Here is a 7,342-nt window from a genome sequence, read left to right as displayed (position 1 = left end):
CCCAAATGCCTTTAGAGGCTATGGGATAGAGAGGTGCGTAGTTCACCCAAGGAGAATTAATCTCTCGAAGCCAAAATGAAGGGGATTTCTGAAATGGAATCCATGTCTTGTTTATATCTGACTATATTTTGGTTAACTATAGTGTCTATGGATAGTTTAGCCTACCTCCATTACGCTCTGGTTTGGGATGATTTGAACGGGGAGCAAATTGCTAATCTTCAGGGACTGTTGGCGATCGCCTTAGTGGTCTCGTTTTTGAGTGAAATGTCTCCTACCCTAGGTAATTATGTCTGGCAGTTGGGGGATTATGGCCCTGCGGTTGTGGAACTCCAAGATCGGCTGAAAGCTGTGGGTTGTTTTCCCTGGAGTACCCGCAGCACGGGCTATTATGGCCCGATTACAACGGCATCGGTTAAAGCTTTACAAGCGGCGCAAGGGATTGCGATCGATGGTAGGGTTGGCCCCCAGACCCAAGCCCTATTAGATCGGGGTTTGGGGTGTTATACTCAGGAACTCTCTTCTGTTTTGAAAGTGGGCAGTCAAGGCGATCGCGTCCGCAAGCTTCAGATTCAACTCAATAATTGGGGGGTTCCTCCCCAACCGGGGGGAACGCTCAAGGTTGATGGTATTTTTGGCCCCGACACTCGTCAATCTGTGATCCGCTTTCAAGAGTTTAAGCAGCTTAAGGTGGATGGTATTGTGGGGCCACAAACGTCTCAAGCGTTATGGGAACCCCGTTTTAATGCCGAACAACAACGATTGTTTGCTGAGTTTCAAGCTCTGGCTCAGTGGCTGTGCGAATCTCCCCAGAATCCTGACGATCGCCAACATAAACGGATCAGGGAACAGATTCTCTGGAGCTATTCCCAGGGCGATCGCCGCTTGAATTGGGATGATTGGAGCGATCGCTGGTGTCCCTTCGGCTTTAATCCCCAAAATCCGGATAACTGGGGCGGGATTTATCAAGGGTATATGGAACAGTGACAATTAACAATTAACTAATCAGGTCAAAGAAACCATCATCTAACTCGTAACCTAACATCTGGGTCATGGCTTTGAGGCGCGATCGCGGCTCCATTCCCTGCTCTTGCATCCAGTTCATCAGAACAAAAGTTTTATTCATGACATAAATTTCTAAGGCTTCGGGGTTAAATTGAATACCCTCAGTACGATGGAATTGATGGGGAATGAGCATGGCCGTATAACGAGCCAATTCTCCCCCTTTCCAGTCCAATAGGAAGGGGAGCCAAGGATAAACCGTATCTAAACGGATAAACCAGAGGCGAATTTCAGGAATTTCCGAGAGTTCCCTGGGATCGGTGTCTTCACGGGGATAGTCAATCTTAAATTTCAATTGTTGCTCGTAAGAAGATAGCCCTCCTTCAGCCAATAGGGGGGCGATCGCCTCCTGAGCTGCCGAAATATCCAAGGTTTGAATGGCTTTAGCACCCAATTGAATCTCAATAGACATAGTTATTCTGTTCCCGATGGTTTTCAACAGTTTAAAATTATTTCTAGGACGACCGTTTGAGAATAAAAAAGAAGGGTTGCGGTAGACTCTTAAAATCCATTACCCCTAAAACCGTCCGATCGTCCACTTTTCTAAACGAATCATTAATCGGCAAATAATCATAGATCATCGTGGCGCTGACCTTATTTCGATATTCCATCATCCGTAATCGCGCCTGACTTCTTTCCGTTTTCAGCAGAGAACTCGTCAAATTAAATAAAGGCTGGATCATTCCTAAATTCGTCTTCGGAATTTTGCTAACCCACTCCATTGCCCTAGCATAGGGAGCCACTTTAATCAATTTGCCCTGAGCATCTAAAAATAGTAACGGGTGTACCGTTTCGGCATTAATAAATTCTTTTCCGTACCAATTGGAAGCTTCTAATAAGCCATCCATAGGGTGATCGGTGTGTAATCCCGAACCTCGCCAACGACCCCACATAAACTCTAAGGTGACCGGTTCTAGAGCATCAAATAATTCTAGGGCCGTCTCTAGAGTGGTTTGCCCTTTTTCCAGGATAGATGGGCTGCGTTTTAAGATATCTCGGTTCTGATTCACCGTCACGGGATGGACTCCTTATGGATGCAACGAAGTTAAAGCCTTATGTTCGGATCAATTCCAGTCAATTCCCACCCGAATTAATAACCCGGTAATCGGCCCCTAGCCCCCCGTTGAATCGTGGTCATCTCCTCGACATCCTTAAATACACCCACTCCCACAATGCCAGGTAACTCTGGTTTGACCTCTACTTTCACCACCCTAGCCATACAAATCCAAATGGTGCGATCGAACAAATGAAAGGTTAACCAGGGCCGCTCTAAGAGTAAATTGATCTGTTTTTGAAACTCCTCTGGAGTTATGGGTAAACTAAAAGACTCTGACTCTCCTGTATCGTAGAAAAATGTGATTTCTGTTGCGTCTGTCTCTTCAGAATACATCAGTCATTTGCTCCACATCACTATATCTTGAATATCATTCTACCTCTTGATGGGGGATGGGGGAATGGGGAGATGGGGAGGATGGAGAATTCCCCATTCCCTCTTGACAAATTACCCACTTTTCTGTCTACTACTATGAACTCAATCAAGAGGTTCCCACTTCCCCAGACGATCTGAATCGGCATTCATAGATTAAGATGAACGAGGATCGGCCAGAATTGACCCGATTAGAGTATCCTAAGCATCCGAAGATCCCGACCCAACTCTTGATATAAACTGTATTCCTCCTTATTCCTCCTTTGTCTAACCCCTTGCTACCTGAGCCTAATGAGCGCTGTGTCAATTCCCCAACCTTCCCCCCAACCCCCCGGTAATTCAACTCCCCAATTGCCCACCAGCAGCCCACAAGCTGTGAGCGAGGATCAAAGTCCAGTCCACGCTCTCAAGGAATTAGTGGCGCGTCTGCGGCGAGAGCAACATAAAATTCAAGATCTCTTAATGTCCTTGGGGTTTGCCCTTCGGAGTTTTAACAACCTCAATCAATTTCTAGAATTAATTCCCTTAATGGCAGGACGGGTTACCGATGCAGATGGGGGCGCTCTAGTTTTATTTCAAGCCAATGGCAAACTGAAACTCGAACAAATGCACTGTCATGACTCCTATCAATGTAAAGATATTCGCCAAGCCCTAGAAACGGTTAACCGTCAACTGAATCTCCCCAATGCTGGAGAGCCGAGTATAGAGGAGATGACGGTGTTACTCGATCGCGAAGTGAATCATTATCTCGGTTGCCATACCCAATTGTTTGGTACAGCCGTGATTGTGCGAAAAACGGAACGGGCTAGATTGTATGTCTTTAGTCGCAACCCAGAGTATACCTGGACAGAAACTCGCGAGAAACTGCTGCGGTTAATTGCCGATCAAACGGCGGTGGCGATTGAAAATGATGAATTGTCTGTGGAGCTACGCAAAAAAGAACGGCTCGATCGGGAGTTAGAAATTGGGGCGGAAATTCAAAATCAACTGTTACCTAATACTTATCCCCAGATTGAAGGGATTCAACTGGCGGCTCGCTGTCAAACGGCTAACCGAGTGGGAGGGGATTACTATGATTTTATTTCGATTCATCCCCCAGAATGGTTAAAGCACTCTGGTGCTGAGGCTCAGGTGCAAGAGTCTTCTGGACGTTGGTGTATTACGGTGGGGGATGTGATGGGAAAGGGGGTTCCGGCTGGTTTGATTATGACGATGTTGCGGGGAATGCTGCGGGCGGAAGTGCTGAATGGCCATTCTCCTTCGCGCATCCTGAAACATCTTAATCATGCTATGTACCAGGATTTAGAACAGGCGAATCGCTTTGTGACGCTGTTTTATTCGGAGTATGACCCCTCAACCCAGAGGTTATCCTATAGTAATGCGGCCCATAATCCGCCTTTTCTTTGGCAAGCCTCGAATCAATCGATCCAACGGTTGGATACGATGGGAATGCTGATTGGTTTGGATCTGGACTCAGAGTATGAAGATGGACAATCTCAACTGTATCCAGGGGACATTATTATTTACTATACAGATGGGTTTACAGATGCATCCAATCGTCAGGGCGATCGCTTTGATGAAGATAACTTGATTGAAGCCTTTCAATTCGCGTGCCAGCATTACCCAAACCCCCAAAGGATTTTAGATTACCTGTTCGACCGGGTGAATGAATTTATGGGGCCGGGGAATGACCATCGAGATGATATGACCCTGGTGGTGATGCAAGTTGACCCTCATGTGGATTAATCAACTCTTAATTACAAAGGTGAGTTATGACTTTATTTTCTAAGTTTAGCCTCTATGGAATGGGTGGCTTCTTTAGCGTGGTTTTAGCTCAACAAACTGATGCCGATCTGGTGGCTAATGTGAAGACTGCTTTTGCGAATTTCGTGGAAAGTGGCCAGGTTTGGGCGTTTGTCTTAGGGATTATTTTAGGCTATATCATTCGCCAAATTACTACCTATGGTGGTTAAGGTTCGTTAACTGAGGAAACACGACTATGACTGAGAAGAAAACCTGGAGCGATCGCTTTGAGAGTGCTTTGCATCCGGCGATCGCCCGTTTTAATGCCAGTATCGGGTTTGATATTGAGCTGATTGAGTATGATATCGCGGGTTCCATTGCCCACACCCAAATGTTGGCCCACACGGGGATTATTTCTGCCTCGGAAGGGGAGCAATTGGTGGAAGGGTTGCAACAGGTTTTGCAGGAGTATCAACGGGGAGAGTTTCAACCCACGGTTGATGCGGAAGATGTGCATTTTGCTGTTGAACGACGGTTGACGGAAATCACTGGAGATGTAGGAAAGAAACTACACACAGCTCGCAGCCGCAATGACCAAGTGGGAACGGATACGCGGCTCTATTTACGGGATCAGATCGGTAAAATTAAAACGCAATTGCGGGAATTTCAGCAAGTTTTGATTGAGTTGGCCGAGCAAAATATTGAAACCCTGATCCCCGGTTATACCCATCTGCAACGGGCCCAACCTTTGAGTTTAGCCCATCATTTGTTGGCCTATGTGGAAATGGCTCAACGGGACTGGGAGCGGTTGACGGATGTGGCGAAACGGGTGAATATTTCTCCCCTGGGTTCGGGCGCTCTGGCGGGAACTACGTTTCCGATCGATCGCCACTATAGCGCTAAACTGTTGGGATTTGAGCGCGTGTATAACAATAGTTTAGATGGGGTGAGCGATCGCGATTTTGCCATTGAATTTGCCTGTAGCGCCAGCTTAATTATGGTGCATCTATCCCGGTTAGCCGAAGAGGTGATCCTGTGGTCTTCCGAAGAGTTCCGCTTTGTCACCCTCAAAGATAGCTGTGCCACCGGTTCGAGCATCATGCCCCAAAAGAAAAACCCCGATGTTCCCGAACTGGTGCGGGGTAAAACCGGGCGCGTCTTCGGTCATTTGCAAGGCTTGCTGGTACTCATGAAAGGGTTGCCCCTCGCCTATAACAAGGACTTGCAAGACGATAAAGAAGCCCTCTTTGATAGCGTCAAAACTGTGCAAGCGTGCCTAGAAGCGATGACCGTTTTAATGGCAGAAGGCTTAGAATTCCGTCCCGCACGTTTGCAAGAAGCCGTCGAGTCTGACTTCTCCAATGCTACCGATGTTGCCGATTATCTGGCGGCCAAGGGGGTTCCCTTCCGAGAAGCCTATAATTTAGTGGGGAAAGTGGTGAAAACCAGTTTAGCGGCGGGAAAACTGCTCAAAGACCTGAGCTTAGAAGAGTGGAAAGCCTTGCATGAAGCCTTTGAAGAGGATATTTATGAGGCGATCGCCCCCCGTCAAGTCGTAGCCGCCCGCAATAGTTATGGAGGGACAGGATTTGAACAGGTTAAGCAAGCCCTAGACATGGCTCGGTCTCGCTTAAACTCCGATCCTTAAGGCGGCTTGTGTTAAATTAAACTTGGACTAATTAATGTTATGTGGGATATTTTGATCCCCCTTTCATGTCCGCTTGCGGAAAACCCCCCTTTTTAAGGGGGAGTTTCTTATTCCCCTTGAGGCTTCTTCTAACATATGTTAGCTATTGTGGGCGAAAGTGAATCAAAACGTCACTGTCGTTCAACTCCCATCAGAGTTGGTGTCAGCCTCATTCTCCTCCTTCTCTTTCTCCTCTTTCTCATTTTGGAGGCTCTCCATCGGAGAACGTCTGCTGGTATAACCTCGATGAGTCCGTTTACGAAACTTACGAGCGTATGCTAGGTTTCTTTGGGCCTTTTCTTTTTTAGGATTACGGCGTTTCGCCATGTTCACCTCATTGAAAATCACTTATGGCACAGAAGAGATATTATAACGCTTTTGGGACTGAATCAGCAAGCTTGCAGTCATGAGTGTCATGAGTAATGATAGCGCTTTTCGCTTGATTCAAGCTGAAAAAATGTCCAGCTTAGGACAATTGGTTGCTGGAGTGGCACATGATGATAAGATATGTTGAGCATACTTCTGACCCATGACCCATGACCAGTCAGTAGCGCTACAAATCTTGTTTTCTCTCTTTATTTGACTTCGTTATGGGCCGTCTGTGGCAAATTTTTCAAACTGTTCTTGGGCTGATTTTCCGCCATCCGTTGGTGGGAACGAGTATTGTGCCCATTCTTGCCGATGGGCGTGTGGTGTTAGTTCAGCGCAAGGATGATGACTCCTGGGGGTTGCCGGGAGGATTAGTGGATTGGGGAGAAACGATTAAGCAAACGGTGGTGCGGGAAGTGGCGGAAGAAACGGGGTTAACGGTGGTGAAAATTGGCCGGTTAGTGGGGGTGTATTCTGCACCCGATCGCGATCCGAGGGTGCATTCGGTTTGTATTGTGGTGGAAGCTCAAGTGGAAGGAGCGATCGCGATCCAAGATACCCTGGAAATTCAAGCTGCTCAACCTTATGAGTGGTCGAATTTACCCCATGGTAACCTTTCCCACGATCATCGCCAGCAAATTGAGGATTATCTCCAGGGAAAAACGACTCTTGCTTAGTGTCATCTCAAATCCGGTTAAGGAGTGGGAGCGTCTCGCTCCCTAGCTCCTTAATTCTCGCTCCCTAGCTCCTTAATTAACGTGAATTAAACTAGCGGGCAAGATGCCCGCACTAGCGGGCAAGATGCCCGCACTAGCGGGCAAGATGCCCGCACTCCCTAAATTATTTGATATTACTGGAGTGGGAGCATCTTGCTCCCTACATTTTTAATTATGGTATTCAAGCGGATTTGATATTACTCGCTCAACTGTTCCCGTGCTGCCATCCATTTTTACCCAATCTCCATCTTTTAAGGAACGGGTAACTCCGGGAATGGAAACAATGGCGGGAATGCCCATTTCTCTGGCAACAATGGCAGAATGGGAGAGCAAACTCCCCCG

The 7,342-nt window shown here is 47.1% G+C and carries 10 protein-coding genes; 5 read left to right on the top strand and 5 right to left on the bottom strand.

Annotated elements, in window-relative coordinates:
- Positions 1-147 precede the first annotated feature (147 nt).
- Positions 148-984 (top strand): peptidoglycan-binding domain-containing protein, encoded by an 837-nt coding sequence (locus PJF56_RS15380; RefSeq protein ID WP_283763571.1) that lies wholly within the window; start codon positions 148-150, stop codon positions 982-984.
- Positions 985-994: 10 nt separating this feature from the next.
- Here PJF56_RS15380 and PJF56_RS15375 read toward each other — a convergent pair whose 3' ends face one another.
- From PJF56_RS15375 to PJF56_RS15365, 3 genes are all read right to left on the bottom strand, one after another.
- The gene (locus tag PJF56_RS15375; protein ID WP_283763570.1) at positions 995-1,471 is read right to left on the bottom strand and encodes a CRR6 family NdhI maturation factor; all 477 of its coding nucleotides are present in this window, start codon (positions 1,469-1,471) and stop codon (positions 995-997) included.
- Between the two features lie 43 nt (positions 1,472-1,514).
- A complete protein-coding gene (locus PJF56_RS15370; protein WP_283763569.1) occupies positions 1,515-2,075 on the bottom strand; it encodes a DUF4334 domain-containing protein in 561 nt (186 codons plus the stop codon).
- A gap of 74 nt (positions 2,076-2,149) precedes the next feature.
- Complete coding sequence (locus tag PJF56_RS15365) at positions 2,150-2,449, bottom strand: hypothetical protein (RefSeq protein ID WP_283763568.1); 300 nt, start codon at positions 2,447-2,449, stop codon at positions 2,150-2,152.
- A gap of 327 nt (positions 2,450-2,776) precedes the next feature.
- Here PJF56_RS15365 and PJF56_RS15360 point away from each other — a divergent pair, with 327 nt between their 5' ends.
- Genes PJF56_RS15360 through argH form a run of 3 tightly spaced genes read left to right on the top strand, consistent with a single transcriptional unit; the run spans position 2,777 to position 5,876 of the window.
- Positions 2,777-4,231: a GAF domain-containing SpoIIE family protein phosphatase gene (locus tag PJF56_RS15360; RefSeq protein WP_347179555.1), complete on the top strand. Its 1,455-nt coding sequence runs from the start codon at positions 2,777-2,779 to the stop codon at positions 4,229-4,231.
- A 26-nt stretch (positions 4,232-4,257) separates the two neighbouring features.
- The gene (locus PJF56_RS15355) at positions 4,258-4,458 is read left to right on the top strand and encodes a hypothetical protein (protein WP_283763566.1); all 201 of its coding nucleotides are present in this window, start codon (positions 4,258-4,260) and stop codon (positions 4,456-4,458) included.
- Positions 4,459-4,484: 26 nt separating this feature from the next.
- The gene (argH, locus tag PJF56_RS15350) at positions 4,485-5,876 is read left to right on the top strand and encodes an argininosuccinate lyase (RefSeq protein WP_283763565.1); all 1,392 of its coding nucleotides are present in this window, start codon (positions 4,485-4,487) and stop codon (positions 5,874-5,876) included.
- Between the two features lie 180 nt (positions 5,877-6,056).
- Here argH and PJF56_RS15345 read toward each other — a convergent pair whose 3' ends face one another.
- Positions 6,057-6,242, bottom strand: a complete 186-nt coding sequence (locus PJF56_RS15345) for a hypothetical protein (protein ID WP_283763564.1) — start codon at positions 6,240-6,242, stop codon at positions 6,057-6,059.
- 263 nt (positions 6,243-6,505) lie between these two features.
- Between PJF56_RS15345 and PJF56_RS15340 the strand changes: the two genes are divergently transcribed.
- Complete coding sequence (locus tag PJF56_RS15340) at positions 6,506-6,961, top strand: NUDIX domain-containing protein (protein ID WP_283763563.1); 456 nt, start codon at positions 6,506-6,508, stop codon at positions 6,959-6,961.
- A 207-nt stretch (positions 6,962-7,168) separates the two neighbouring features.
- Here the strand turns inward: PJF56_RS15340 and PJF56_RS22210 are convergent.
- Positions 7,169-7,342, bottom strand: a 174-nt coding sequence (locus tag PJF56_RS22210) for a PEP-utilizing enzyme (protein ID WP_347179556.1), incomplete at its 5' end; no start/stop codon positions are given.

Source organism: Roseofilum halophilum BLCC-M91, assembly GCF_030068445.1.
Classification (GTDB): Bacteria; Cyanobacteriota; Cyanobacteriia; order Cyanobacteriales; family Desertifilaceae; genus Roseofilum; species Roseofilum halophilum.
This window is presented reverse-complemented; position numbering and strand designations above follow the sequence as displayed.

What these genes read in the sequence shown, in the direction of transcription:
- PJF56_RS15380 (WP_283763571.1), top strand. Translation starts at nt 148, where the DNA reads ATGGATAGTTTAGCCTACCTCCATTACGCTCTGGTTTGGGATGATTTG.
- PJF56_RS15365 (WP_283763568.1), bottom strand. Translation starts at nt 2,449, where the DNA reads ATGTATTCTGAAGAGACAGACGCAACAGAAATCACATTTTTCTACGAT.
- PJF56_RS15355 (WP_283763566.1), top strand. Translation starts at nt 4,258, where the DNA reads ATGACTTTATTTTCTAAGTTTAGCCTCTATGGAATGGGTGGCTTCTTT.
- PJF56_RS15375 (WP_283763570.1), bottom strand. Translation starts at nt 1,471, where the DNA reads ATGTCTATTGAGATTCAATTGGGTGCTAAAGCCATTCAAACCTTGGAT.
- PJF56_RS15340 (WP_283763563.1), top strand. Translation starts at nt 6,506, where the DNA reads ATGGGCCGTCTGTGGCAAATTTTTCAAACTGTTCTTGGGCTGATTTTC.
- PJF56_RS15345 (WP_283763564.1), bottom strand. Translation starts at nt 6,242, where the DNA reads ATGGCGAAACGCCGTAATCCTAAAAAAGAAAAGGCCCAAAGAAACCTA.
- argH (WP_283763565.1), top strand. Translation starts at nt 4,485, where the DNA reads ATGACTGAGAAGAAAACCTGGAGCGATCGCTTTGAGAGTGCTTTGCAT.
- PJF56_RS15360 (WP_347179555.1), top strand. Translation starts at nt 2,777, where the DNA reads ATGAGCGCTGTGTCAATTCCCCAACCTTCCCCCCAACCCCCCGGTAAT.